The sequence below is a fragment of the Phyllobacterium phragmitis genome, assembly GCF_002980495.1.
Classification (GTDB): Bacteria; Pseudomonadota; Alphaproteobacteria; order Rhizobiales; family Rhizobiaceae; genus Paramesorhizobium; species Paramesorhizobium phragmitis.
Map to the genome: position 1 here is coordinate 75,001 of NZ_PVBR01000012.1, position 23,073 is coordinate 98,073.

Genomic DNA, 23,073 nt, shown 5'->3' on the forward strand with positions numbered 1-23,073 from the left:
GTCTCCGAGTGGTGGACGAGTCCGCCGCCGGCAGCGGGGTGTGCAGTTCCGGGACGGACAGCGATCACCTGTTCGGATGTGGTCAAGGAAATTGGCAAAGAAGGAGCCGAAGTCACCGCCCGCGCTGCTTTGAAAACCATTCTTGGAGTGGCTGACGGCTATTTCAATATGACCGGTGACGCAAGTGACGGCTGCCTTGCTTCCGGCTTCGTGGTCAAGAAGTGAGTGCCTACGATCGGGTTGATCCTGCAGCTCAAGCGAACTCATGCATGTGGACTATTATGTTCTCGCTGTCGGCGAGGATTACGCCATAGGCTGGCGGGTCGAAACTGACCTCATGCGGCCCGCTGAATGTCAGCGCCGACTGGAGACTGGTGGCGCGCATCGTCGTAAACGGAATGCCGTTCCAACTGCCGGCGGCGAAGCGGTGCACATGGCCGGCGAATATGTGCCGCACATTGTCGTGGCGGGCCAGGATGTTGCGGAGAGGATCGCTGTCGGTCAGCCGGTATTTGTCGAGGGAAGGCATGCCGATCTGGAAGGGTGGATGATGCAGAAACAGCAGCGCGCCTTTCGCATCCGCCAGCGTTGCGTCCAGCCAGGCGAGCCGGGCATCGCACAGCCTGCCTTCGACATGGCCAGCTTCCAGCGTATCGAGAAGCAGGATCCTGCCCTCCGGCAGATCGACGAAAGACTGCACGAAGCCGCCATCGCCCGGCGCGTCGGGAAAGGCGATACGGAAAGCGGCGCGATCGTCATGGTTGCCGAGCATGAGCCTGTAGGGCGCGGCAAGCTCGGCGAGCCGCTCCATCAGCGCGGCATAGGCCGAGGGCTCACCATTGTGGGTGAGATCGCCCGAGAAGACGACGAGATCGGCGTCGGCGTGATTGCGGTTGAGATCGGCGATGCACTCGTCCAGCCGCGCCAGCGGGTCGATGCCAGACAGCATTTCACCGGGGGTGACAAGATGGAGATCGGAGACCTGTATGATTTTCATGCAACTGATTCTGTATCGGGGTTTTTGGCCAATGTGGACAGCGTGCTCTGCCGCTCGATATAGGCGGCGTAGAGATGCGATGTCGCTGGAGGTGCGTGTGGGGCGGCGAGGCGACGGTCGAGATGTTCGATGGCGCGGGCAGCGATCTCTTCTGGATCCTGTCGGAAGGTGCTGAGCCGATAGGCGTCCCATGCCGCTTCCGGGATATCGTCGAAGCCGATCACCTGGACATCGTCCGGCACTCGCAATCCGAATTGCCAGCGCAGGGCGTCGATGAGGCCGATGGCGATCAGATCGTTGACGCAGAACACCGCCTGTGGCCGGTCCGCGCGGGTGAACAACTGTCTCGCCGCTTCCTGCCCGCCGGCATAATCGGAATCGCTCCCGTATGATGCCATCACACCCGAGCCGAGCCGCCGCGCCTCGTCGATAAAGGCGCGCTGGCGCTCGACAATGCTGGGTGTGCCCGAAGCCGATCCCGCGAGCCCGAGCCGCCGGTGTGCTTGCGCGGCGAACAAGCCGGCTGCTTTTCTCGCCGCCCCGGCATTGTCGATGCGCACATGGTCGCAATCGGGCTCCGAGCGTCCGATCATCACCAGCGGTTGGCCATTCTGTTTTGCAAGCTCGGCGAATGATGCGGGGGGAGAGCCGGTGAGGATAATCGTCGCCTCGGCACGGTAGCCGAACAGCGCTGTTTGCGCCGCCTGCAACTCCTGTTGCGAGCTCCCGGTATTGATGAGGAAGGGTAAATTGCCCCGCCGGATCAACGCCTGGCTAAGCGCCGCCACCAGATGCGCCCGAAAACCAAGCTCCGGCTTGGTGACGACGAGACCGACAAGCCGGCTGCGGTTGGCAAGTAGCCCGCGCGCCAGATCGTTGACCTGATAGCCGAGTTCCGCCGCCGCCTGCATTATCTTTTCGCGCGTTTCCGCTGCGATGCTGGCCCCCGGCGTGAACGCGCGGGAAACCGCTGAACGGGATACCCCGGCAAGCTCCGCCACCTGCTGGGCGCTGACGAAACGGCGTGGGGCTTCTTCTTCCAATGGGATTCTCAATGGCCAACCTTCGAAAGCACGTCGGATTTCAGGAAGCGCTCAACCACCAGCATGAAGGCGATCGACGGAATGAGCAGCAGAAGCGCGGTGATCGACGCCACCTGATAATTGCCGCCGGCGCTCGATGTATAGAGCAATAGTGGGAGCAGATTTACATCGGGTGCTCCGACGAAATAGCTGCCGGTGAATTCATCGAGCGATTCCAGAAAGACGAATATGGCGCTGGCGAGCAGGCCCGGCGCCGCGAGCGGCAATGTCACGTCGCGAAAGGCGCGCAATGCGCTTGCGCCCACCGAGCGGGCCGCTTGTTCGAGTTCCTCATCGACGGCGGCGAAAGCCGCTGTCGTGATCCACACGGCATAGACGAGCCCATGCGTGACATGGACGAGCACGACGCCGGCGATCGTGCCATTGAGCCCGATCTGATAGAACAATCGCGCGACATTGACGTAGACTGGCAGGTTGGGGAAGGCCTGCGGAATGAGGAAGGCCAGCAGGATCACCGCGCGAAACGGCAGCTTCAGCCGGGCCAGCGCGTAGCCTGCGGGGATGGCCAGCGCCGTTGCCACGATCACGGTAAGCATGGCGACGAAGACGCTGTTTGCCAGCGATTCCATCGCGTTGCCGCGCGGCGAGAACACCCGCGCCCAATAGCTGAAGCCATAGTCGAGCGGCAATGCGTGCGGGAAATACCAGCGCTCGGCCACCGCCCACAGCGCCAGATTGGCCAACGGTCCGAATATGACGAAGGCGAGCAGCCCGAGCACGGCGGCGCGCGGTATCCACCACAAATCCAGCCCTATGCCGGAGAGGCGTGGCGCAGAGGTCGAGAGGATGCTCATGTCTTCTCCTTCATGCTGTGGCGCAGGTAGAACCATGCGACGCAGGCCGTCACACCGAGGGAGATGAGGCCGAGTGCATTGGCGACGCCATAGTCGCCATAGGCATTGATGCGAAAGGCAATGTCGGCGGTGAGCATGGTGGGCGACTGGGCGTTGATCATCAGCGGCACCGAGAGCACCGACATCATGGTGACGAAGGAAAGCACCAGCCCGACCGTCAACGTCGCCGCCACTTGCGGCACGAGGATTTCGATGAGGATGCGCAGGCGCGAAGCCCCCAGATTGCGCGCGGCCTCGATGGTGCCGCGATCGACGGAGGCCATGGCGCCCGCCACCAGCAGGGTGACGAAGGGCGTCTGCTTCCAGACGAAGGCAATGACGATGCCGCGCCAGTCGAGAAAGCTGATTGCCTGCAGCGGCGTGATGATGCCGCCGGCGACCAGCACATTGTTCATCAGCCCGTTCTTGGCGAGAAAGGTGCGCAGCACCTGGCCAACGACGATGAACGGAATGAACAGCGGCCAGCGATAGAGCCAACGCAGGATGGCCACCGCGCGTGGATTTTCGCCCAGCGTCAGGTATCCGCCGATGGCGACGGAGAACAAGCCGATCAGGACGGTGGAGAGGCTGACGATCACGACGGTGAAAATGACGTCGGAGGTATAGAGCTCGAACGCTTTGGTGAAATTGCCCAGGCCGTAACCATCGCCCGTGACGAAGGCGCCTACCACCGAGGCGCCGAGCGGCACGACGAAGAGCAGGACGACCACCGCGAGGGCAGGCAGGACGAGAAACAGTCCGAGCAGGTTTTTCGGCATAAGCGGATATTCCAGATGTTGGCCGCCGGGAGGCAGTGAAACGCCCCTCATCCGCCCTTCGGGCACCTTCTCCCCGCACGCGGGGAGAAGGAAGAGGCAGTGACGTGGATGCCCCCCTCTCCCCGTCCTTACGGGGAGAGGGTAAGGGTGAGGGGCATCTTCACCATATGCGATAGCCCCGCGCCCAGGCGGCCAGATCAACAGTTGAAATCAGTTCGTGACCTGACGCTCATAGGCTTCCAGAATCGCCTTGTTATAGGGCGCAATCGGGAACGGCTTGCCATATTGGGCGAGGTCTTCGGGCGTGATGTCGACGAAGAGCTTGTTCCAGGTTGCCTCGTCAAGTTCCGCCTTCACATGGTCGGCGTCGATGCCCGGATACCAGTTGAAGCGCTTGACGATGCCTTCGGCCTGCACCTTCGGGCTGGTGGCTAATGCTACGAACTTTTCGGCCAGTTCCTTGTTGGGCGCATTGGCCGGGATCACATAATGCATCGGCTGGCCGGGCATGCCCGGAGCAGGCAGCACCAGCTTGAATTCGGGTGGCAACTGGCCGTTGGCCTGCCAGGAATAGAACATATCGACCCAGACCGGACCCATGGCGATTTCACCGCGCGAGAGCAGATCGAGCGTACCGGCATTTCCCGGTGTCAGTGTCGCGTTCCGGGTAAATTCCTTGAGGCCGGTGAAGGCCTTGTTCCATTTGCCGGTCTCGGCTTCTTCGAAGGGGCCGTTCATCAGCTTCTTGGCGTCGCCCTCACCGAAGGCATAGATCCAGCCCATGACGAAGCTGACGCCCGACGCGCCGCCCTTGATGCCATTATAGCCGAACTGCTTGGGGTGCGCCTTCGCCCAGTCGGCCAGTTCCGCGTAGCTCTTCGGCGGATTGGGAACCAGCGCCGGGTTGTAGGCAATCGCCGTCTGGCTGTTGAACATCGGCATGACATAGCCGCTGACATTGGAACCAAGAGCCATATCGGCATTGGCGCGCGTCACCAGTTTGCCGGTGGCGAGCCGGTCGCGATAGGATTCCAGAAAGCCTGCTTCCACCATCGGGCCGATGAACTTCTCATGCGCCACGGCAATGTCGGTATCCCAGACTTTGCTGCCCGCCTGCTTCTGCGCCTCGAAGCGCTCGACGATTTTCTGCGAGCCGGCATCGCCCGGGCCCGTACCGACGGTGCGCACGCTATCGCCAGGATTCTGCTTCTCGAAGAGCGGCCCGAGATATTCATTGATGTAATCGACCATGTTCTGGTCGCCGGCGGTGATGACGGTCAGTTCGGCTGCTGCGGCTGGCGTCGCCGCAAGGCCGAAGGCCAGTGTTGCCTGAAGGAGTATCTTCATCGGTGCTATCTCCGTTTGATGGATATCAGGTCTCGGATGCTTCCAGCACATGGGCTTTATGACCGACATGCAGGGAGTTGGTCTGCGGGCGCGAGGCTACGTCCGCATTGAAGAGAAAGAGTTTTTCCGCAGGGATGCGCACGCGAACGGCTGCACCGCGTTCGAACGGACGAGGCGCATCGACCAGCAATTCGCTTTGTCCCACGCGCACCGAATGCCGCCACGCGCCGCCGGGGTAGCTTGCCGCCTCGACATGGCCCGCAAGCTCCAGCGCATCGGTGAGCGTTTCGCCACGGGGTCCATCGTCGAGAAGTTCGGCTGCCTCGGCGCGGAACCTGACCTCGAAAGCGCCGTTGGTCAGTGTGCGCCCGTCGAGAGACAGCACGGCGCGGCAATTGTCCGGCCCGGCGTCGATCATCACCTGCCCGGCGCCGACGCTGCCGGAGAGTTCGAGCATATTTTCAGCTCCCATGAAGGCGGCGACGAATGGCGATGCGGGGCGGTTGTAGACCTCCTGCGGCGTGCCCTGCTGGGCGATGCGTCCGGCATTCATGATGACGATGCGGTCGGCCATCACCATGGCCTCCTCGCGATCATGGGTGACATGCACGGCGGTGATCCCGAGCCGCTTTTGCAGGGCGGTGATATCGTGACGCACCTTGAGGCGGATGCGTGCATCGAGATTGGAGAGCGGCTCGTCGAGCAGCAGGATCTGCGGGTCGATGGCGAGCGCCCGGCCGAGTGCTACGCGCTGGCGCTGCCCGCCGGAAAGCGCCAGCGGCTTGCGCTGGCCCAGCCCGGCAAGGCCGAGCAGGTCTTCGAGTTCGCCCACGCGCCGCGCGATCTCGGCGCGTGGCAGCCCCTTGAGCTTCAGCCCGTAGCCGATGTTCTGCGCCACTGTCATATGCGGCCACAGCGCATAGGACTGGAAGACGAGCGCCATGCCACGGCGGTCCGGCGGAAGGGCTGTGACATCCCGGCCCGCAACGGTGATCCTACCGGCGGATGGCTGCACGAAGCCTGCGATGGATCGCAGCAGCGTGGTCTTGCCGCAGCCCGACGAGCCGAGCAGCGCCACGAACTCGCCCCTGCCGATCCCAAGATTGAGCGCATCGAAAACCCGCGTGGCGCCATATCCGGCTGACAGATCCGTGATGCTCAGAAAATCGTCTTCACGCATTTTCGCCCTTTGCACAGCTGTGCAACACGGAGCACGTCCCGCCCCGGTTACTGTGCGAAGCTATAAGAGGCGTTCATAACGGATAGATGACGGTCGGCGGTGCGCTTCATTCAGAGCTGCCGCGCCGGAAGTGCGCCCGCGCGCGGCGGCAACGATGTCATCTATGCGTTCGGACACGGTCATCTCGGCCTAACCTGGCACCGGTCACGGCGTGTCTCGTGCAACTGCCGCTCGCGGGTCGCAGCCTGTCCGGGCCTGCCGCCGTGGCGCCGCGCCGTTTCCGTTAGCTTCTCGATCTTGAGCAGATTCGAACCTCGGACCCCCTGCAATTTCCAGTTTCATGGGTGTAGAGGCCCGCCCACATCGCTGGCGAAGTAGCACTCGCTTTCACGTCGGGGTACTCCCCGACCATCCGAATTAATGTGCCGCACTGTTTGATTTATAATCCTGCACCGGACGTAACAGAATGAAGAACAAGCGTAGATTTTATCACCAAATGGTGCTATTTATGATGCTTGGCAAGGAAACCAGATGATGCGATCGACTATAAACCTCGATGACACTCTCATCGAAAGGGCTAGGTTCCTAACCGGCACAAAAGAAACCACCGCTTTAGTCCGCCAAGCGTTGGAGACGCTTGTTCGTGTGGAGTCGGGACGACGGCTCATCGCGCTCGGAGGAACCATGCCCGATGCAGAGGCAGCCCCACGCCGCCGGAGCGCCGCAGTCGAGTGATACTAGCAGACACTTCTATATGGATTGATCATTTCCGCCATGTCGATGCAGAGCTGCGCAGGATTATTGAGGACGATCGTCTACTCTGCCATCCCGCTGTGATCGGAGAGCTAGCGCTTGGCAGCCTTCGGGATCGTGGGAGCGTGATAGCTTTCCTAGCGGCTCAGCGTGAAGCGTTCGTCGCAACGCATGACGAAGTCATGACGATGATTGATCGCCATGGAATTTTCAGTATGGGCATTGGCTCCACAGACGCTCACTTGCTGGCTTCGGTCCTCCTTGATCAGCGAGCGGCCTTATGGACCAGAGACAAGCGCCTGCGGGCAGCGGCAAAAAAGGCGGCCGCTCCACTGCACATGCCGGTAGACGCCCGCAACTAAACGCTCACACAATGCTGCTAAGGATTCGGACTTTATCCGATACTCGCCTTGAAAAGGAGGCAAACCCGCGACCTGTGATTGCCGGCCAGGGGGTAGAGGCGTAAATTATTGAATTAGCAGGATGGCGACGCCCTTACTTTGCCACCTGCCGAAAAGCAGCTGCGCTTCCACGATCTCAGAGTCCGTTTTGAAAATCAGGGATGAGCGGGTCTTCGGAGGAGGCCGCCGCCGACTGAGACAATTGTTCAATATCAACCTCGACGGTGATCACCTTGGTGCCAATCCACTGCTTCCGCCATCGCCGCCAACATAGCACTGGCCGAGGCTGCGCCTGGATCGACGTGACCAACAGATCTCACGCCAAGTTTTGCCGAACGTCCGCGGCAGCTCTCGAGTTGAGCGGTTTGTTCCATACCCGCTCGTGCTGCGTCACGCGCGGCCTGCAGGACCGCTGCTTCATCCAACCCCATACTCGCCGCCGTTGCCGCGGCAACAGACGCCGGCGCCCAGGCGTCAACCATTGTTTTGTCGCCAACCTTGGCACCGCCGCGGGCGAGAATTCCGTCGTTCATGCCTTTGATCCAGGCCGCCATTGCCGGTCCGTCAAGATTCAGGCGTCCTGAAACTGCCGCGCCCGCGCTGCGGAAGGCATCGGCATAAAGTGGACCCGACGAGGCTCCAACAGCGGTCAGGAACGCGTGAGCAATCGTCTCACATATCTCGGAAATGGTCATGTCCGCAGGCTTCTCATAGAGAATAGCGGTGACCGCGGTCCAGCCGATGTCCATGGTTATGCCATGATCACCATCGCCGATGACGCCATCAAGCTGCGACAGCCGGTCCTTCTCGCGCCGGATGGTTTCCGCGACGGCCCCCATCATCGTGCGAAAGATTGCTGGTGTTATCTGACCGCTCGCGTTCAGGGAAGCGCGATCGATCGCAGTGCCGGCTTTCGGTGCATGCACGTGTCGCGTCCTGCGCGGGGCATCGGCAACCGGAGCCAAAGCGTTTCCGACCGTCAGCGCAGGCGTTCGACACGGATGATCGAGCAGTGCAGTCAGTGTTTCGTCAAGTTTTAGCAGCGTGACTGAGGCACCCGCCATTTCGAGCGAGGTCGCATATTCGCCAACCCAGTTCGCGTGGATTTCTATCTTCTTTGCGTCAAGGATCTGACGCACGCGCCTGAAGAGCACGAAGAGTTCGAGCTGCGTCGTGGCACCGAGGCCGTTGACCAGCAATGCGACCCGGTCGCCCTCGGCCAGTTGGAGTTCCGAGATGATCGGCGCCATTAGCTCGTCGGTCACCGTATCGGCGGTCGCTAGCGGTTCGCGCCGCATGCCGGGCTCGCCATGCAGGCCCATGCCGATTTCCATGTCCTGCGGGCCGATTTCGAAATTCGGCGTGCCGGTCTGTGGCAGAGAGCAGGCGCCGAGCGCTACACCCATGGAGCGGCAATTGTCGTTCGCGAGACGGGCGAGTGCCTCGACGCGATCGAGCGGCTCACCACGATCGGCAGCCGCTCCGGCACATTTAAAGACGAAGAAATCGCCAGCCACACCGCGTCGTTCGGCCCTTCGGTCATAGGACGCCGAGGCGACGTCGTCCGTCACGGCGACGTGGCGCACCGGCGTGCCTTCCGCCGCCAGTTCTTCGGCGGCCATCGTGAAATTCATAACGTCACCGGTATAGTTTCCGTAGAGGAACACTACGCCAGCACCGCCATCCGCAGCGCGTCCGGCGTCGAGTATCTGCTGCGGTGAGGGGGACGCGAAGACGTTGCCGACGGCGGCCGCATCAGCGAGGCCTCGCCCGACATAACCAGCGAAGGCCGGCTCATGCCCCGATCCACCCCCGATGACGATGCCTACCTTGCCATCGCGCGGACCGTGGCGAGCAACGACTGCCCGTCCCGTGGAGCCTTCCACCGTCAACAGATCGCGATAGGCGCCGATCAAACCATCGATGAATTCGGGGATAATGTCATCCGGCGCATTGATGAGTTTCTTGGTCTTGATCGTCATAGCGTTTTCCATCCTCCCGGACGTGTTGCGTCCGCCACAAGCTGGCATCAATCGTTATGATCCAGGGTGCCTCATTTTAAACAGTCAGGCGGCCTGATTGCCGGGCACCAACCGTTTGGCGGCCGTTACGGTGCGGGCAAGCCATTCGTGTTCCATCCGGCGCGTTTCCTCCATGTCTCCCATCAACGGCAACCAATGTTCGAGGATCACGCTCATATCGTCCGGGCAATGGGCGAGACAGGAAAGGATCTCCTCGATTTCTGCCCTCCCCTCACCGAGCGGCGTTCCAAGGATTCGAAACCCGACGCCGTAGGGATCGGGTGCGATCCGGTAGTCCTTGAGATGCAGGTTGATCGTATAGGGTGCCAGTCTCGCCACGGTCGTCATCGGCCATTCACCGGCGCAGATCGAGTTCGCGACATCCAGGCAGACGCCGAGCGCGTCATCGGCCACAGCATCAAGCAGATCGACCATCCGCAGCGAGGGATAGTTGAAGTGGTTCTCGATCGCGAAGCGCAGTCCGGCACGCTTGCCGTCCGGCAGCAGTTCGCGGATTTGAGCAGCAAGCTCGGGCACCGGGATCAGCGCATCCTCGGCGTCGAGCGCGACGCGCAGTATTTTTGATCCGATCCGCTCACCGATCGGTATGTAGCGGGCGAGTTCCTCGGCGTCGAAAGACTGCGTGCCGAGTTCCAACGCCATGCCGTATTCGTCCGCGCGCCTCCTGAGCGCCCTGTGTTCATCCGCCGTCAAGCGGTCGAGCGGCAGATTGTCGGCATACTGAACCAGCGCAAGACCATGATCATGCGCGACTTCCAGTACCTCCATTGCCGTCATTGGCTTTGCCGGTCGCAGGTCCCCCAGACCGATCGACCAGCGGAAGGCATAGCTTCCCAAACCAAGTTTCATACGTTTCTCCCGGACGTCCGGTCAATGGATCAGCGAGCCGCCATTCACGTCGACCTCGGAGCCAGTGACATAGGCGGAGAGGTCGGAAGCAAGGAAGAGCGCGCAACCAGCCACGTCCTCCGCCGTTCCCGGACGTCCCATCGGGATACCGGCCTTGATCTCCTCGAGTTTGTCGGGCGTCAGCATGCCGGCTGTGATGTCTGTTGCGATAAAGCCGGGGCAGATTGCGTTGACGCGCACATTGTCGGGCGCGAGTTCGCGCGCCATCGCCTTGGTGAGGCCGAGTACACCGGCTTTGGCCGCCGAATAATGCGGGCCGCCGAAGATGCCGCCGCCCCGCTGTGCCGACACCGACGACATGTTGACGATCTTGCCCTGCTTTTGCGCGCGCATGTGCGGGATTGCCGCCTGGCTGCAATAGAGCGTGCCGCGCAGGTTCACATCGAGAACCGCTTCGTAGTTCTTCGGTGCGATCTCCATGATCTTCAGCGGCTGGGTGATGCCGGCATTGTTGACGAGGATGTCGATCCGGCCCCACTCGGCAGCCAATGCGTCGATCACGGTCTTCGCGCCGTCGTGGTCGGTCACGTCGCAGGCCATACCGACATGCTCAGGACCAAGATCGGCGGCGGCTTCCTTCGCGGCCGCCTCATCGAGGTCGAGGATCGCGACCGTTGCGCCGTGTTCGGCAAAAAGCCTGGCCGTCGCCTTGCCGAGACCGCGTTTCGAGGCTGCGCCCGTGATCACGGCGAACTTGCCCTGGAGCAGAGCAGTGGTCATTGGTGTTCTCCCTTGGTCATTGCGCCGGCTGTCGTGCCGGGCATCCTGTTCGTTGAAACTTGCTTGTTCACAGCCAGCTGCGTATCTGATCCATCATGGCGATCGTCGAGATACCGTATCGGTCGTGCAGCGCCGGTAACGCCCCGGCGTCGAGGAACTGGTCCGGCAAGCCGATCATGCGGAAGGTGGGCGTCACGCCGTTGGTCAGAAGCGTCGAGGCCACGGCCTCTCCGAGCCCACCGACCCGCGTGTGGTTTTCCGCGGTCACGACCAACCGTTCGCCCTTGCGGGCCTCGGCGAGAATTGTCTCAGTGTCGAGCGGCTTGATCGTCGGGCAATGCAACACCGCGACCGAAATGCCTCCGCGCTCAAGTTCCTCGGCGGCGTCAAGTGCGCGCATCGTCATAAATCCTGAGGCAATGACGATGGCATCCTTGCCGTCGCGAAGCAGCTTCGCCTTGCCGAGCTCGAATTTATAGTCCGGACAATGGCGGCGTATGACCGATGCGACCTTGCCGCGCGGCAGCCGCATGTACACTGGTCCCGGATGGGCAGCGATCGCTGGCACAGCTTCAGCGACATCGATGGCATCACAAGGATCGACGATGGTGAGGTTTGGCAAGCCGCGGAAGATCGCGAGATCTTCCGTCGCCTGATGGCTTGGTCCGTAGCCAGTCGTCAGCCCCGGCAGGGCGCAGACGATCTTGACCGGCAGGTATTCTTCCGCGATCGCCATGGCGATAAAGTCGTAAGCACGGCGGGAGGCGAAGACCGCATAGGTCGTCGCGAAGGGTATGAAGCCTTCGCGTGCCATGCCTGCCGCCGCTGAAATCATCACCTGCTCGGCCATGCCCATCTGATAGAACCGGCCTGGGAAAGCTTCGGCGAAAATATGCAAGTCGGTGTATTTTGCGAGGTCAGCGGTCAGGCCGACAATGCGGTCGTTCTTCTCCGCTTCGGCCACCAGCGCGTGGCCGAAGGGTGCAGAGACCGTTTCATAGCCTTCTGCTGCCAAGGAAGCGATCATCGCCGAGGTGCGGCCGCCTTCGCCCGGTTTCGGCGCGGCGCGCGGTTCCCATTTGCGATGCGGATCGTAGGCGCGGGTTGCGCTCATGGTTCTTTCCTCCCTCACTCCGGCCGGTTCGCATCGAGAGCGGCAAGCGCTTTTTGCCATTCGTCCGCCTCGACGCGGACGAAATGGGTGATCTCGCGCGCTTCCAGGAAGGGCACGCCTTTGCACATAACCGTGTCGCAGATGATGACGCGCGGCTTCCGCTCGGCGCAGACGCGGGCGGCATCGAAGGCGGCGACCAGCGCGGACATGTCATTGCCATCGACGCGCTGCACATGCCAGCCAAAGGCGGCCCATTTGTCGACAAGCGGCTCGGCGCTCAACGTCTCGGTCGACTTTCCGTCCGCCTGCTGATCATTGAAGTCGACGATACAGACGAGGTTGTCGAGCCTGTGATGGGCGGCGGACATGGCTGCTTCCCAAGTCGATCCCTCGCCCAGTTCCCCATCGGACATCAGATTATATACGAAGGCCGGGTTCTTCTTCGCCTTCAGACCGAGCGCCATGCCGACACCTATGCCGAGCCCTTGCCCCAGTGATCCGCCGGTGATTTCCATACCCGGCGTGTAAGCGGCCATACCGGACATCGGCAGACGGCTGTCGTCGGTTCCGTAGGTTTCGAGTTCCTGTTCAGGAAGGATGCCTGCCTCGATCAGCGCGGCGTAAAGCGCAATTGCATAGTGGCCGATGGAGAGAAGAAATCTGTCGCGGCCTTCCCATTCCGGCTCCTCCGGGCGATAGGTCAGCGCATGAAAATAGGAAGCGGCGAGAACGTCGGCGATGCCCAGCCCCTGTCCGACATATCCCTGTCCTTGCACCTCGCCCATGCGAACAGCCTTGCGACGGATTTCCCACGCGCGGCGTGCAAGGCTCACGTTCGACAACTGAACTGCCGGGCTCTGGCTGGTCATGGCTCCTCCTGTCTCATTGGGCAGCACCGCTGCACCATGGACCAACTACTGACCGTGGACTGGGCGATTTGACAATTAAGATATTCGAACAAGTTGTTAAGAAAAACTTAGGTGACGCACTGCTTGAGATAAGCGACGGTCTGAAGAGGCGGGCGAGGAGGACGCTCCGCTGCATGAAAGGCGAAGCCCCTAAAGCCAAGAGGCTTTATCGCGGGATCAGCAGTGCGAAAAATCGTTCATGCAGCACCGGAGGAAGTCCCTTTCACTGGTCGAACACTGTACCTATGCTCTCAGGGAGGAGATTCATGAACATCCGTCATTTGATGGTCGCTGCTGCCATTGCACTTTGCGCCAGCCAGGCAAACGCGCAAACATTCCAGCTTTCGCACAATGCGGCGGCCGGCAATCCGAAAGACATCGCCTCGCTAAAATTCGCGGAGCTCGTTGAACAGAAGTCCGGCGGCCGGATGAAGGTCAATGTCGGCGGCGCAGCGCAGTTCGGCGACGACGCCGAGACTATTACCAACATTCGCCTCGGCACCATCGCCTTCTCGGCCAATTCGCAAGGCACGACGTCGGCCGTCGTGCCGGAGATCGCGCTTCTCGGCCTGCCCTTCCTGTTCCAGGACCTGAAACAAGCCGAAACCGTGATGGACGGTCCGGTCGGCGACAAAATCGCGGCTGCCGCTGAAGCGCAGGGCCTCGTCGTGCTCGGTTGGTGGAACAACGGCATCCGGGAAACGTCCAACTCCAAGAAGCCGATCACTGCGCCCGGCGACCTTGCCGGCATGAAGATCCGTACGCCGCCGGACCCGATGACGGTGGACATCTTTGAGGCGCTTGGCGCGTCACCGACGCCGATGGCCTTCTCGGAGCTCTACATTGCACTCCAGCAAGGTGTGGTCGACGGGCAGGAAAATCCGCTGATCAACATCTATTCGTCCAAGCTGCATGAAGTGCAGCCCTTCATCTCGATGACCAACCACAAATACGAAGCGACGCCATTCCTCGCCTCCAAGATGATCTTCGACACGCTTTCGCCCGAAGATCAGCAAATCCTGCGGGACGCAGCGAAGGAGGCCGGCGATCTGAACCGTCAGATGGTGCGCGACCAGTCTGATGAACTGCTCGGCACGCTGAAGGATGCAGGAATCAAGATCAATGACGTCGATCCGGCACCCTTCGTGGAGGCAACCCAGCCCGTTTACGACAAGTGGCGTGCGCAATATCCCCAGCTCGTCGATGAACTCGTTGCGGCTGCAAAGGAAGCGGCAACTAAATGATGACGACGGGTAAGGTCGGGAAGACAGGTGCCAAGGCGGACTCCTCCGCCTTGCGCGCCGCCGACGCGATCGGTTTTGTTCTGGATCGAACCGCCATGGTAATCGCGGTCGGTTCGGTCATCGCCATCTTCCTTGCGCTGATGGCGGAGGTGTTCGTTCGCTATCTGACGCAGGCAGGGCTCGGCTGGCCGAACGAAGTGCCCAATCTGCTGTTTCCCTGGTTGATCATGGGAGGCATCGTACTGGGAGCCCATCGGGGCGCGCATATAGCGGCTGAAGCCTTTCAGGCGCTGCTGAACACCAGGCAGCTCCGCATTTTGCTCGTTCTGATCCATCTCCTGGTGGCGGTGTCCTTCGCCTTCCTCGCCTATCTCTCACTGCAAGTGATCTCGATCACCAAAGCGCAGGTATTCCCCATGACGGGCCTCGGCCAGGCCTGGGCCTATAGTTCCCTGCTCTTCGGTTTTGGCGGCATCACACTCGCCTCGCTCATCAATCTCGTGCGGGTCGCATGCTGCGACGATCCACGAACTCTCCATGAACCGGATACGGAGCACATGACATGACCGCCATCATGACCGGTCTCTTCGCCGCTATGCTGGTGCTGTCGGTACCCGTCGGCTATGCGCTGATCATCGCCGCCGGTGCGGCGGTCCTCGTCAATGGCGGGACGCCGGTTGTCGTTGCGGTCGTCAAGCTCTTCCAACCGACGCAGAGCTTTCCCCTGCTCGCAATCCCGTTCTTCATCCTGTCAGGCTCGCTGATGATGTCGGGAACGCTTGGCCAGAAGCTCATACAATTCGCCGCCTCCCTCGTCGGCCGCTTTCACGGCGGTATGGGACAGGTGACTGTCGTCGGCTCGACGATCTTCGGTGGTGTCTCCGGTTCTGCGGTAGCCGAGGCATCGGCGCTCGGCTCGATGCTGATCCCCTGGCAGAAGCGCGAAGGCTATCCGGCCGGCTTCGCTGCCGCCGTCACTGCTTCGTCCTCGACTATTGCTGGCCTCATCCCGCCGTCGATCCCGCTGATCCTGTATTCGACCGTGTCGAACACCTCGATTGCCGCGCTCTTCTCAGCGGCCATTCTGCCGGGCCTGATGCTCGCCGTTGGAATGATGACCGTCTGCTATTTTTCGGGGCGCATCCGGAATTTCCCGCGTCTGACCAACACCGGAAATTTGAGCATCTTCGGAAAGTCCCTGATCTCGGCTCTGCCGGCGCTCCTGATGCCCTGCTTCATCGTCGTGCTGCTCAGGGCCGGTATCGCGACGCCGACGGAAGTCAGCGTCATCGCGGTCTTCTACGCGCTGGTCGTCAGCCTCTTCATTTATCGGGACCTGACCTGGCAGCGCATTCACGCCGCTCTCGTCGGCACGGTCATCACCACCGGCGTCGTCATGCTCGTCATCACGGCATCAAGCCTCGTCAGCCATGTGCTGATCACCGAGCGCATCCCGGTGTTGGTTGCTCAATGGGCGCAGGAGACGCTGATCAACATCGTCCTGATCATTCTCATGATGAACCTCATCATGCTCGTCATCGGCATGTTCCTCGACCTGCCGGCCGCCATCCTTCTGCTTGGTCCAACCTTCGTGGCGATCGGTCATGCGATCGGCATGGACCCGATCCAGCTCGGCGTGATCATCTGCATCAACCTGTCGATCGGCCTCTTCACGCCGCCGATCGGTACGACACTCTTCATCGGCGCGGTCATCGCACGCGTGCCGATCGGCGCAGTGGTGAAGGAGCTCTGGCCCTTCTATCTGGTCGCCCTTACCGTGCTGGTGTTGATGTCCTATGTTCCCGCGTTGACAATTTACTGAGGACAATATGACAGTCACAAAGACAATCGCGTTCGTCGGACTCGGCTCCATGGGCCTTCCAATGGCCGGCAACCTCGTCAAGGCCGGCCATGCGGTGCGCGGTTTCGACACGCGCACTGAGGCCATGGATGCCCTGGCATCCACCGGCGGCGAGCGGCCTGCGACTTTATCGGCCGCTTGCGAAGGAGCCGACATCATCGTTCTCATGGTCGTCAATGCTGAACAGGCGCGCGCAGTGCTGGTCGATGCCGGCGCGCTCGCCTCGTTGGCGCCCGGCACCCATGTCTGCCTGATGGCGACGTGCCGGCCGGACGACGTGTCGGCCCTCGACGCCGAGGTCCAGGCGGCGGGAAAGGTCCTTGTCGACTGCCCGGTCTCCGGCGGCGTGGCTGGCGCGAAGACAGGCACCTTGACGATCATGGTGGGGGCGCCAAAAGACGCCTTCGATGCTGTTGCCCCAGTCCTGCGCAGCATGGGTGACAAGCTTTATCACTGCGGACCGAGGGCTGGTCAGGGGGCCGTCGTCAAGGCGATCAACCAGCATCTCTGCGGCGTGCATTTGGCTGCTGCCGGCGAGGCGTTGGCGCTCGGCCAGAAAGCCGGCGTCGATGTGTCGACGCTGCTGGAGATCCTGTCGGGGTCGGCAGCATCGAGCTGGATGCTGAAGGACCGTGGGCCGCGCATGCTCATGGAGACGCCGCCCGTCACCAGTGCCGTCGATATCTTCGTCAAGGATCTGGACATCGCCCTTTCCGTTGGCCGGTCTTACGGCACGGGCCTGCCACTTGCGGCCGCCGCGCACCAGATGTTCCTCGCCGAAAGTGGCAGTGGCAACGGAATTGCTGACGACAGCCAGGTCGTCAACACCTATCGCCGCCTCAACGGCATCTCTTGACATAACCGGCACTCCGCCCCCCATTGAGGCATGGTGCGCCGGACCCTCTTGCCCGCGCGCTGCGTAGCCCGCGCGGAGGAATATGTGCCGATCAATCCGAATCTCAATTCACTCGCCTATTTCGAGGCGGTCGCCCGCACCGGCCGGGTGTCGCTCGCGGCAGCCGAACTCGGCGTGTCGGCCGCAGCCGTCAGCCAGCAGCTGAAACAGCTGGAAGAGCAATGGGGTGTGCGCCTCTTCCGCCGCAAGGACCGACGCCTGTCGCTCACGATTGACGGTGAGATGCTCTACCAGACGACCACCACCGCCTTCCGCATGATTCGCGGCGCGCGTTCCGCTGTTCTCCGCCAGCGCAGCAGCCGGCAACTGACGATCCGCTCCAGTCCAAGCTTCGCCGTGCGCTGGCTGACGCCGCGTCTAAAGCACTTCCTCGACGCCAACCCCGAATGGGGGCTGAGGGTCGATGCGACACCGGATTTTTCCGATTTCGAGACGGAGGTCGTCGACCTCGACCTACGCTACGGCTCCGGCTCCTGGGAGGGCCTGCACACCGAATGCATCATTAACGATTTTGTCCTTCCGATGTGTAGCCCAGCCTACCGAGATCAAATGAAGGCGCTCAGCGACGATCCGACGGCGCTCTTTAATCAAGCCAGGCTGATCCATTCCGTCAAGGCGCTCTACCAGTGGGACGTCTGGCTGATCGTGCACGGCATCGACCCGCCGACCGAACAGGCGCCGCTGCGTTTCGACCGTTCCTCGATGGCGATCCAGCTCGCGCGGGATGGTGCAGGGATCGTGCTCGATTCGGCAACGCTCGCGCAGGAGGATCTGGAACGGGGTACGCTCGTGCCCCTCTCCACAGTCTTCGACGTCGTTGAGTTTCCGGCATATTGGGTCGTGTGCCCGCCCCGCCACGCCAACCGGCGCACGGTGCGCCTCTTTACAGACTGGATTCGTGATGAAGGAAGCAAGTTCGATCGTTTGACCAGAACGATGCTTCATGATCTTGGGTGCCGCTTCCGCCATGCAAAGGACGAGGAACCAGGGCTACGCTAGAGTGCCGTGCGTCCAATTGGACGCACAAAGGACGCGTCTCAAGCCTTTAAATCCACGCATCGTGCTTTCCGAAAATCGATTCCGATTTTCGGGCCGATGCTGTAGGGCCAAGACTTCGGAGAAAGTGACAGCCGCAGCAGCGCCGTCATGCTGGCGGTGCGGTAATGTCGCTATCAAGCTTTCGCAGGATGACGTTCGCTGGCTGGAAAAGGGTGACAAATGAGGTCCGCCAACGGGATTGGCAAGCCTTGCTCATCTTCTTCGGCTATCTGCGCCGATGCGTAAGTAAAATCTGAAGGAGTCAAAATAAACGAGGCGCAACATAATAATACTTTAAACATATCACAAAAAATCATTTTAGTATATCGAATACACCGACAAAATATTTAGATAAACTTAGTAATATTATTGGAAAATGGCCTGATACAAGGCCTGCATCCTTCTGACGTCACATCGGGTTTCAATTTTCCTTCCATTGATTCCCGTCAATTCAGATCCCAATGACTTGTGCTTTTCTACGTTTGTTAAAGCCAAAATTGACCCTCGAACGAACGGAGGAGCATATGAAGGACGTCTCCCATACATGCGATCGGCACGCGAAGCCGGCTCCGAAGAAACGTCTCAAAGAGATCCGCGATAGCGTCGAGAAACAAGGAGCGGCACCATCCAAGCTATCTGAAGTCCTCCGGCGAACCAAAGGCGGATATTCTCGATTTTGCCGCCGAACGGGAAAATGCTGACGGGGCGGAGAACATCGTCTATTCAATGCCGCTTCCTGCAGGCGGCGGCTGACCTGTCATCCTCTGCCCTCTCATGATGGCCGGGGCATCTTTTGCGGATGAACGTATGAGCTCCCTATTTTTCACGAGAAAAACATAGCAATATAAATAGCCGCTCTTTTATGATATTCGTTAAGGATATTGGAATCCTTAAAAATTAGCGGGTATGAGTATTCAAATGATCGATGTATTAGATAAGTTCAGCCTCAATTTATTGAGTCATGAAGATCAGAAGATCGCCGTTTCTCATCTTGAAAGTATTATGGAGCAAGCCTTGAATGCTCGCCATGTATTCTTTGCTTATCTCTTGGGGATGGCCGTTATAGAGTTACGCTCCATCATAAAGGAAGGGAGCAAGAGCCCGAAGTCGACCTCCTGCCGGGGCCATCGCAAAAGCGAAGAATTCTTCCGCCATATGCAACAGAAATAGGCGCAGGTGATCGGGTTTCTATTGACCGGACCGGTCCATCAGGATTGCGCCGGGCTCCATCTGCCACGGGCGATGAAAAACGGATTTTCAAATTCACGGCTATCGGGTTGCATGCGCCTGCCGTAGGTGAGAAGCCTGCCCTCAGGCGTCCAGGTCCCACCGCCTGCGGCGCGCAGAACCGCATCGCCTGCTGCCGTATCCCATTCCATGGTCGGCCCGAAGCGCGGGTAGATATCCGCCTCGCCGCGCGCCAACAGACAGAATTTGAGCGACGAACCGACCGAAACACATTCAGCGATATCGAAGCCGGCGAGGTAATCATCCGTCTCCGGCGTGCGGTGCGAGCGGCTGGCGACAGCAATCAACTGCGGTGGACGATCGCGCGCGGTAATAATGCGGTGCGCACTTGGCAGGCCCTGCGCATCGACCATGACTTCTCGTGCTCCGCCCGGACCGCCGGAAAAGAGCAACCCGCGCACCGGCGCATAGACGACGCCGAGAACCGGGATCCCATGATCGATCAGGGCGATATTGACCGTGAAATCGCCGTTTCTTCCAACGAATTCTCGCGTTCCGTCCAGGGGATCGACGAGATAGAAGCGGCTTCCCAGATGAGCAGGCGCCTGTCCCTCCGATACTTCTTCTTCGGCGACGATGGGAATATCCGGCGTCGCCTTGCGCAACGCCGCCAGGATCACCGCTTCCGCTGCCTTGTCGGCCTGCGTCACCGGCGAATTGTCATCCTTGAGGAGGACTTCGAAACCGGCGGCATAGATCTCCATGATGGCGCGGCCAGCGGCAATGGCTGCCGTTTCCATGACGGAGAGCAGCGCATCGCCATCGATCGTCTCAGCAGCATCAGAAATACCATTCATTCAGATCGACCAGGAATCAGCGTCGTAATTGCTGATAATGCCATGTTCGCCGAGATATTTCTCGACTTCCGCCGCCAGTTCCTCCGTCGAACGTCCGCTCGTCCTCAGATGGATTTCCGGCTTCTCTGGCTTCTCATAAGGCGAATCCACGCCGGTGAAATTCTTGATCTCGCCGCGTAGCGCCTTGGCATAGAGCCCCTTCGGGTCGCGTTCGATACATTCTTCGATCGGCGTGTCGACGAAAATCTCGATGAATTCGCCCTCCGGAAGGAGTTCCCGCACCAACTGCCGCTCGGCCTGGAAAGGCGAGATGAAGGACACCAGCACGATCAGCCCCGCATCCGCCATCAGCTTCGCCACTTCCCCGACGCGGCGAATGTTCTCCACCCTGTCCTCGGCGGTAAAACCCAGATCGCGATTGAGACCGTGACGGACATTGTCGCCATCGAGAATATAAGTGTGCTTGCCGAGCGAATGGAGATGCTTCTCCAGAAGGTTGGCGACCGTCGATTTTCCCGAACCCGACAGCCCGGTAAACCAGAGAACCGCCGGGCGCTGATATTTCTGCTCGGCGCGGGCGTTCCTGTCGACATCGAGCGCCTGCCAGTGCACGTTCGATGCACGCCGCAGCGCGAAATTGATCATGCCGGCACCCACCGTTGCATTCGTCATCCGGTCGATGAGAATGAACGAGCCCGTCGAGCGGTTCTCTTTATAGGAATCAAAGGCGATCGGTTCGCCAGTCGACAGATTGCAGACGCCGACCTCGTTCAGCGCCAGATGCTTTGCCGCTTCCTGAGCGAAACTGTTGATGTTGATGCGATGTTTCAGATCGGTGACCGTGACTGTCACCTGATCCGTTTCCGTGCGCAGCAGATAGGGACGGCCGGGCATCATCACCTCTTCGTCGAACCAGACGAGATGAGCGGCAAACTGGTCCGCGACCTCGGGGCGGGCGTCGGGCGCAACCAGCATGTTGCCGCGCGACACTTCGACCTCGTCATCCAGAACGATGGTGATCGCCTGCCCCTCGAAAGCCTGCTCCAGATCGCCATCCTGCGTGACGATGCGCTTGACCCGCGATGCCTTGCCCGATTTGGCGACGACGACGGGACTGCCCACCGCAATCGTGCCGGAAGCGACGGTTCCGGCGAAACCGCGAAAATTCTGGTTCGGACGGTTCACATATTGCACCGGAAAGCGGAACGGCCTGGCGGCGTCGGCTTCGTCCAGCGAGACGCTTTCGAGATGCGCCAGCAGCGTCGGTCCATCATACCAGCCGAGCTTTTCCGATTTCAGCGTGACATTATCGCCGTAGCGGGCGGAAATCGGGATCGGCTGGATCGTCGCAAAGCCCAGATCACGGGCAAAACCCGTGTAATCGGCCACGATACGGTCGAACACGTCTCGCGAATAATCCACGAGGTCGATCTTGTTGACCGCCAGCACGATATGCCGGATGCCGAGCAGGGAAGCGATGAACGAGTGCCGCCGTGTCTGGGTCAATATGCCCTGACGGGCATCGACGAGCACGATGGCGAGATCCGCGGTGGAAGCGCCGGTCGCCATGTTGCGGGTATATTGTTCATGCCCTGGCGTATCGGCAACGATGAACTTGCGCTTCGGCGTGGCAAAGAAGCGATAGGCGACATCGATGGTGATGCCCTGTTCGCGCTCGGCATCCAGCCCATCCACCAGAAGCGCGAAATCGATATCGTCGCCATTGGTGCCATGCTTGCGGCTGTCACTCTGCAAGGTGGCGAGCTGATCTTCGAAGATGAGCTTGGTATCGTAGAGAAGCCTGCCGATCAGGGTCGATTTCCCGTCATCCACCGAGCCGCAGGTCAGGAAACGCAGAAGCGATTTCCTTTCCTGATCGGCCATGAATGCGAGGACTTCATCCGCTTCGTCGGCGACAGCGGGTAGATCGATCCTGTTCATCAGAAATATCCCTCACGCTTCTTCTTCTCCATCGAGCCCGCCTCGTCCTTGTCGATAAGACGGCCTTGCCGTTCGGAGGTACGCGCGATCAGCATCTCGCCGACGATCTCGGGCAGGGTCGCCGCATCCGATTCGATCGCGCCGGTGAGCGGATAGCAGCCAAGCGTGCGGAAACGGACCATGCGCTCTTCGATCTTTTCACCGGCTCTCAATTTCATGCGGTCGTCATCGACCATGATCAACATCCCGTCGCGCTCGACGACCGGGCGCCTGGCCGCGAAATAGAGCGGCACGATGGGGATGTTCTCCTGCAGAATATATTGCCAGATGTCGAGTTCAGTCCAGTTCGACAGGGGAAATACGCGGATGGATTCACCCTTGGCGATGCGGGTATTATAGATCTTCCACATTTCCGGGCGCTGGTTTTTCGGATCCCAGGCATGCTGCGCATTGCGGAATGAGAAAATGCGCTCCTTGGCACGGGATTTTTCCTCGTCGCGCCGCGCCCCGCCGAAAGCCGCGTCGAAACCGTATTTGTCGAGTGCCTGGCGCAGACCGACGGTCTTCATGACATGGGTGTGGGTGTTGGAGCCGTGTATGAAGGGGTTTATGCCCTGCTGCACGCCGTCTTCGTTGATATGCACGCGCAGTTCGAACCCCAGTTCCCGCGCCTGGGCATCGCGAAATGCGATCATTTCGCGGAATTTCCACGTCGTATCGACATGCAGGAACGGAAAGGGCGGCTTCGCCGGATAAAACGCCTTCATCGCCAGATGCAGCATGACGGAGGAGTCCTTGCCGACGGAATAAAGCATCACCGGGTTGGCGAATGTCGCCGCAACCTCGCGAAAAATATGGATGGCCTCGGCTTCAAGACGCTGCAGATGCGTCAAAATCTGATTCATGACGGCTTGATTCCGTTTCGGTTTCACTTGACGACCA

23 protein-coding genes are annotated in these 23,073 nt (G+C 60.5%); 9 read left to right on the forward strand and 14 right to left on the reverse strand.

What is annotated here, in order from left to right; genetic code table 11:
• Window positions 1-78: 78 nt before the first annotated feature.
• Window positions 79-225: a hypothetical protein gene (locus C5748_RS28235; RefSeq protein ID WP_158259875.1), complete on the forward strand. Its 147-nt coding sequence runs from the start codon at window positions 79-81 to the stop codon at window positions 223-225.
• A 28-nt stretch (window positions 226-253) separates the two neighbouring features.
• Here the strand turns inward: C5748_RS28235 and C5748_RS16515 are convergent, their stop codons facing one another.
• The 6 genes from C5748_RS16515 to C5748_RS16540 form a co-directional block, all read right to left on the reverse strand.
• Window positions 254-997: a phosphodiesterase gene (locus C5748_RS16515; RefSeq protein WP_105743030.1), complete on the reverse strand. Its 744-nt coding sequence runs from the start codon at window positions 995-997 to the stop codon at window positions 254-256.
• On the reverse strand, window positions 994-2,040 hold the full coding sequence (locus tag C5748_RS16520; protein WP_105743031.1) for a LacI family DNA-binding transcriptional regulator: 1,047 nt from the start codon (window positions 2,038-2,040) through the stop codon (window positions 994-996). Before C5748_RS16520 ends, C5748_RS16515 begins: the two co-directional genes overlap by 4 nt.
• A gap of 8 nt (window positions 2,041-2,048) precedes the next feature.
• Window positions 2,049-2,894: an ABC transporter permease gene (locus tag C5748_RS16525; protein ID WP_105743032.1), complete on the reverse strand. Its 846-nt coding sequence runs from the start codon at window positions 2,892-2,894 to the stop codon at window positions 2,049-2,051.
• Window positions 2,891-3,712: an ABC transporter permease gene (locus C5748_RS16530; protein WP_105743115.1), complete on the reverse strand. Its 822-nt coding sequence runs from the start codon at window positions 3,710-3,712 to the stop codon at window positions 2,891-2,893. The genes C5748_RS16525 and C5748_RS16530 overlap by 4 nt, the downstream gene beginning before the upstream one ends.
• A gap of 210 nt (window positions 3,713-3,922) precedes the next feature.
• Window positions 3,923-5,059, reverse strand: coding sequence for an ABC transporter substrate-binding protein (locus C5748_RS16535; RefSeq protein WP_105743033.1), 1,137 nt, complete (start codon window positions 5,057-5,059; stop codon window positions 3,923-3,925).
• Window positions 5,060-5,084: 25 nt separating this feature from the next.
• Window positions 5,085-6,239: an ABC transporter ATP-binding protein gene (locus tag C5748_RS16540; RefSeq protein WP_105743034.1), complete on the reverse strand. Its 1,155-nt coding sequence runs from the start codon at window positions 6,237-6,239 to the stop codon at window positions 5,085-5,087.
• A 534-nt stretch (window positions 6,240-6,773) separates the two neighbouring features.
• On the opposite strand from C5748_RS16540, the gene C5748_RS16545 reads away from it, so the two are divergent.
• Both C5748_RS16545 and C5748_RS16550 read left to right on the forward strand, forming a co-directional pair.
• Window positions 6,774-6,974, forward strand: coding sequence for a type II toxin-antitoxin system VapB family antitoxin (locus C5748_RS16545; protein ID WP_105743116.1), 201 nt, complete (start codon window positions 6,774-6,776; stop codon window positions 6,972-6,974).
• Window positions 6,971-7,354: a type II toxin-antitoxin system VapC family toxin gene (locus C5748_RS16550; RefSeq protein ID WP_105743035.1), complete on the forward strand. Its 384-nt coding sequence runs from the start codon at window positions 6,971-6,973 to the stop codon at window positions 7,352-7,354. The genes C5748_RS16545 and C5748_RS16550 overlap by 4 nt, the downstream gene beginning before the upstream one ends.
• A 251-nt stretch (window positions 7,355-7,605) precedes the next feature.
• Here the strand turns inward: C5748_RS16550 and dhaL are convergent, their stop codons facing one another.
• The 5 genes from dhaL to C5748_RS16575 form a co-directional block, all read right to left on the reverse strand.
• Window positions 7,606-9,375: a dihydroxyacetone kinase subunit DhaL gene (gene dhaL / locus C5748_RS16555; RefSeq protein WP_105743036.1), complete on the reverse strand. Its 1,770-nt coding sequence runs from the start codon at window positions 9,373-9,375 to the stop codon at window positions 7,606-7,608.
• 84 nt (window positions 9,376-9,459) lie between these two features.
• Window positions 9,460-10,284 carry a sugar phosphate isomerase/epimerase family protein gene (locus C5748_RS16560; protein WP_105743037.1) on the reverse strand — a complete coding sequence of 275 codons (825 nt, stop codon included), beginning with the start codon at window positions 10,282-10,284 and terminating at the stop codon, window positions 9,460-9,462.
• 21 nt (window positions 10,285-10,305) lie between these two features.
• Window positions 10,306-11,064, reverse strand: coding sequence for an SDR family NAD(P)-dependent oxidoreductase (locus tag C5748_RS16565; protein ID WP_105743038.1), 759 nt, complete (start codon window positions 11,062-11,064; stop codon window positions 10,306-10,308).
• A 67-nt stretch (window positions 11,065-11,131) separates the two neighbouring features.
• Entirely contained in the window at window positions 11,132-12,178 is a 1,047-nt protein-coding gene (locus C5748_RS16570; protein WP_105743039.1) for a transketolase family protein, read from the reverse strand.
• Window positions 12,179-12,192: 14 nt separating this feature from the next.
• Window positions 12,193-13,047: a transketolase gene (locus C5748_RS16575; RefSeq protein ID WP_105743040.1), complete on the reverse strand. Its 855-nt coding sequence runs from the start codon at window positions 13,045-13,047 to the stop codon at window positions 12,193-12,195.
• 305 nt (window positions 13,048-13,352) lie between these two features.
• On the opposite strand from C5748_RS16575, the gene C5748_RS16580 reads away from it, so the two are divergent.
• The 6 genes from C5748_RS16580 (at window position 13,353) to C5748_RS16605 (ending at window position 19,315) form a co-directional block, all read left to right on the forward strand.
• Window positions 13,353-14,330: a TRAP transporter substrate-binding protein gene (locus C5748_RS16580; RefSeq protein WP_105743041.1), complete on the forward strand. Its 978-nt coding sequence runs from the start codon at window positions 13,353-13,355 to the stop codon at window positions 14,328-14,330.
• On the forward strand, window positions 14,327-14,896 hold the full coding sequence (locus tag C5748_RS16585; protein WP_245581839.1) for a TRAP transporter small permease: 570 nt from the start codon (window positions 14,327-14,329) through the stop codon (window positions 14,894-14,896). Before C5748_RS16580 ends, C5748_RS16585 begins: the two co-directional genes overlap by 4 nt.
• On the forward strand, window positions 14,893-16,152 hold the full coding sequence (locus C5748_RS16590) for a TRAP transporter large permease (RefSeq protein WP_105743042.1): 1,260 nt from the start codon (window positions 14,893-14,895) through the stop codon (window positions 16,150-16,152). Before C5748_RS16585 ends, C5748_RS16590 begins: the two co-directional genes overlap by 4 nt.
• Window positions 16,153-16,159: 7 nt before the next feature.
• Window positions 16,160-17,047, forward strand: a complete 888-nt coding sequence (locus C5748_RS16595; protein ID WP_105743043.1) for an NAD(P)-dependent oxidoreductase — start codon at window positions 16,160-16,162, stop codon at window positions 17,045-17,047.
• A gap of 84 nt (window positions 17,048-17,131) precedes the next feature.
• Window positions 17,132-18,106 (forward strand): LysR substrate-binding domain-containing protein, encoded by a 975-nt coding sequence (locus C5748_RS16600; RefSeq protein WP_105743118.1) that lies wholly within the window; start codon window positions 17,132-17,134, stop codon window positions 18,104-18,106.
• A 957-nt stretch (window positions 18,107-19,063) separates the two neighbouring features.
• The gene (locus C5748_RS16605) at window positions 19,064-19,315 is read left to right on the forward strand and encodes a hypothetical protein (RefSeq protein WP_146119547.1); all 252 of its coding nucleotides are present in this window, start codon (window positions 19,064-19,066) and stop codon (window positions 19,313-19,315) included.
• Between the two features lie 38 nt (window positions 19,316-19,353).
• Here the strand turns inward: C5748_RS16605 and cysQ are convergent, their stop codons facing one another.
• Genes cysQ through cysD form a run of 3 tightly spaced genes read right to left on the reverse strand, consistent with a single transcriptional unit; the run spans window position 19,354 to window position 23,063 of the window.
• Window positions 19,354-20,190, reverse strand: coding sequence for a 3'(2'),5'-bisphosphate nucleotidase CysQ (cysQ, locus tag C5748_RS16610; RefSeq protein WP_105743045.1), 837 nt, complete (start codon window positions 20,188-20,190; stop codon window positions 19,354-19,356).
• The gene (gene cysN / locus C5748_RS16615; RefSeq protein ID WP_105743046.1) at window positions 20,191-22,131 is read right to left on the reverse strand and encodes a sulfate adenylyltransferase subunit CysN; all 1,941 of its coding nucleotides are present in this window, start codon (window positions 22,129-22,131) and stop codon (window positions 20,191-20,193) included.
• The gene (cysD, locus tag C5748_RS16620) at window positions 22,131-23,063 is read right to left on the reverse strand and encodes a sulfate adenylyltransferase subunit CysD (RefSeq protein WP_425350269.1); all 933 of its coding nucleotides are present in this window, start codon (window positions 23,061-23,063) and stop codon (window positions 22,131-22,133) included. Before cysD ends, cysN begins: the two co-directional genes overlap by 1 nt.
• Window positions 23,064-23,073: the final 10 nt, after the last annotated feature.

What these genes read in the sequence shown, in the direction of transcription:
- C5748_RS16515 (WP_105743030.1), bottom strand. Translation starts at nt 997, where the DNA reads ATGAAAATCATACAGGTCTCCGATCTCCATCTTGTCACCCCCGGTGAA.
- C5748_RS16525 (WP_105743032.1), bottom strand. Translation starts at nt 2,894, where the DNA reads ATGAGCATCCTCTCGACCTCTGCGCCACGCCTCTCCGGCATAGGGCTG.
- C5748_RS16530 (WP_105743115.1), bottom strand. Translation starts at nt 3,712, where the DNA reads ATGCCGAAAAACCTGCTCGGACTGTTTCTCGTCCTGCCTGCCCTCGCG.
- C5748_RS16535 (WP_105743033.1), bottom strand. Translation starts at nt 5,059, where the DNA reads ATGAAGATACTCCTTCAGGCAACACTGGCCTTCGGCCTTGCGGCGACG.
- C5748_RS16540 (WP_105743034.1), bottom strand. Translation starts at nt 6,239, where the DNA reads ATGCGTGAAGACGATTTTCTGAGCATCACGGATCTGTCAGCCGGATAT.
- C5748_RS16545 (WP_105743116.1), top strand. Translation starts at nt 6,774, where the DNA reads ATGCGATCGACTATAAACCTCGATGACACTCTCATCGAAAGGGCTAGG.
- dhaL (WP_105743036.1), bottom strand. Translation starts at nt 9,375, where the DNA reads ATGACGATCAAGACCAAGAAACTCATCAATGCGCCGGATGACATTATC.
- C5748_RS16560 (WP_105743037.1), bottom strand. Translation starts at nt 10,284, where the DNA reads ATGAAACTTGGTTTGGGAAGCTATGCCTTCCGCTGGTCGATCGGTCTG.
- C5748_RS16565 (WP_105743038.1), bottom strand. Translation starts at nt 11,064, where the DNA reads ATGACCACTGCTCTGCTCCAGGGCAAGTTCGCCGTGATCACGGGCGCA.
- C5748_RS16570 (WP_105743039.1), bottom strand. Translation starts at nt 12,178, where the DNA reads ATGAGCGCAACCCGCGCCTACGATCCGCATCGCAAATGGGAACCGCGC.
- C5748_RS16575 (WP_105743040.1), bottom strand. Translation starts at nt 13,047, where the DNA reads ATGACCAGCCAGAGCCCGGCAGTTCAGTTGTCGAACGTGAGCCTTGCA.
- C5748_RS16580 (WP_105743041.1), top strand. Translation starts at nt 13,353, where the DNA reads ATGAACATCCGTCATTTGATGGTCGCTGCTGCCATTGCACTTTGCGCC.
- C5748_RS16585 (WP_245581839.1), top strand. Translation starts at nt 14,327, where the DNA reads ATGATGACGACGGGTAAGGTCGGGAAGACAGGTGCCAAGGCGGACTCC.
- C5748_RS16590 (WP_105743042.1), top strand. Translation starts at nt 14,893, where the DNA reads ATGACCGCCATCATGACCGGTCTCTTCGCCGCTATGCTGGTGCTGTCG.
- C5748_RS16595 (WP_105743043.1), top strand. Translation starts at nt 16,160, where the DNA reads ATGACAGTCACAAAGACAATCGCGTTCGTCGGACTCGGCTCCATGGGC.
- C5748_RS16605 (WP_146119547.1), top strand. Translation starts at nt 19,064, where the DNA reads ATGATCGATGTATTAGATAAGTTCAGCCTCAATTTATTGAGTCATGAA.
- cysQ (WP_105743045.1), bottom strand. Translation starts at nt 20,190, where the DNA reads ATGAATGGTATTTCTGATGCTGCTGAGACGATCGATGGCGATGCGCTG.
- cysN (WP_105743046.1), bottom strand. Translation starts at nt 22,131, where the DNA reads ATGAACAGGATCGATCTACCCGCTGTCGCCGACGAAGCGGATGAAGTC.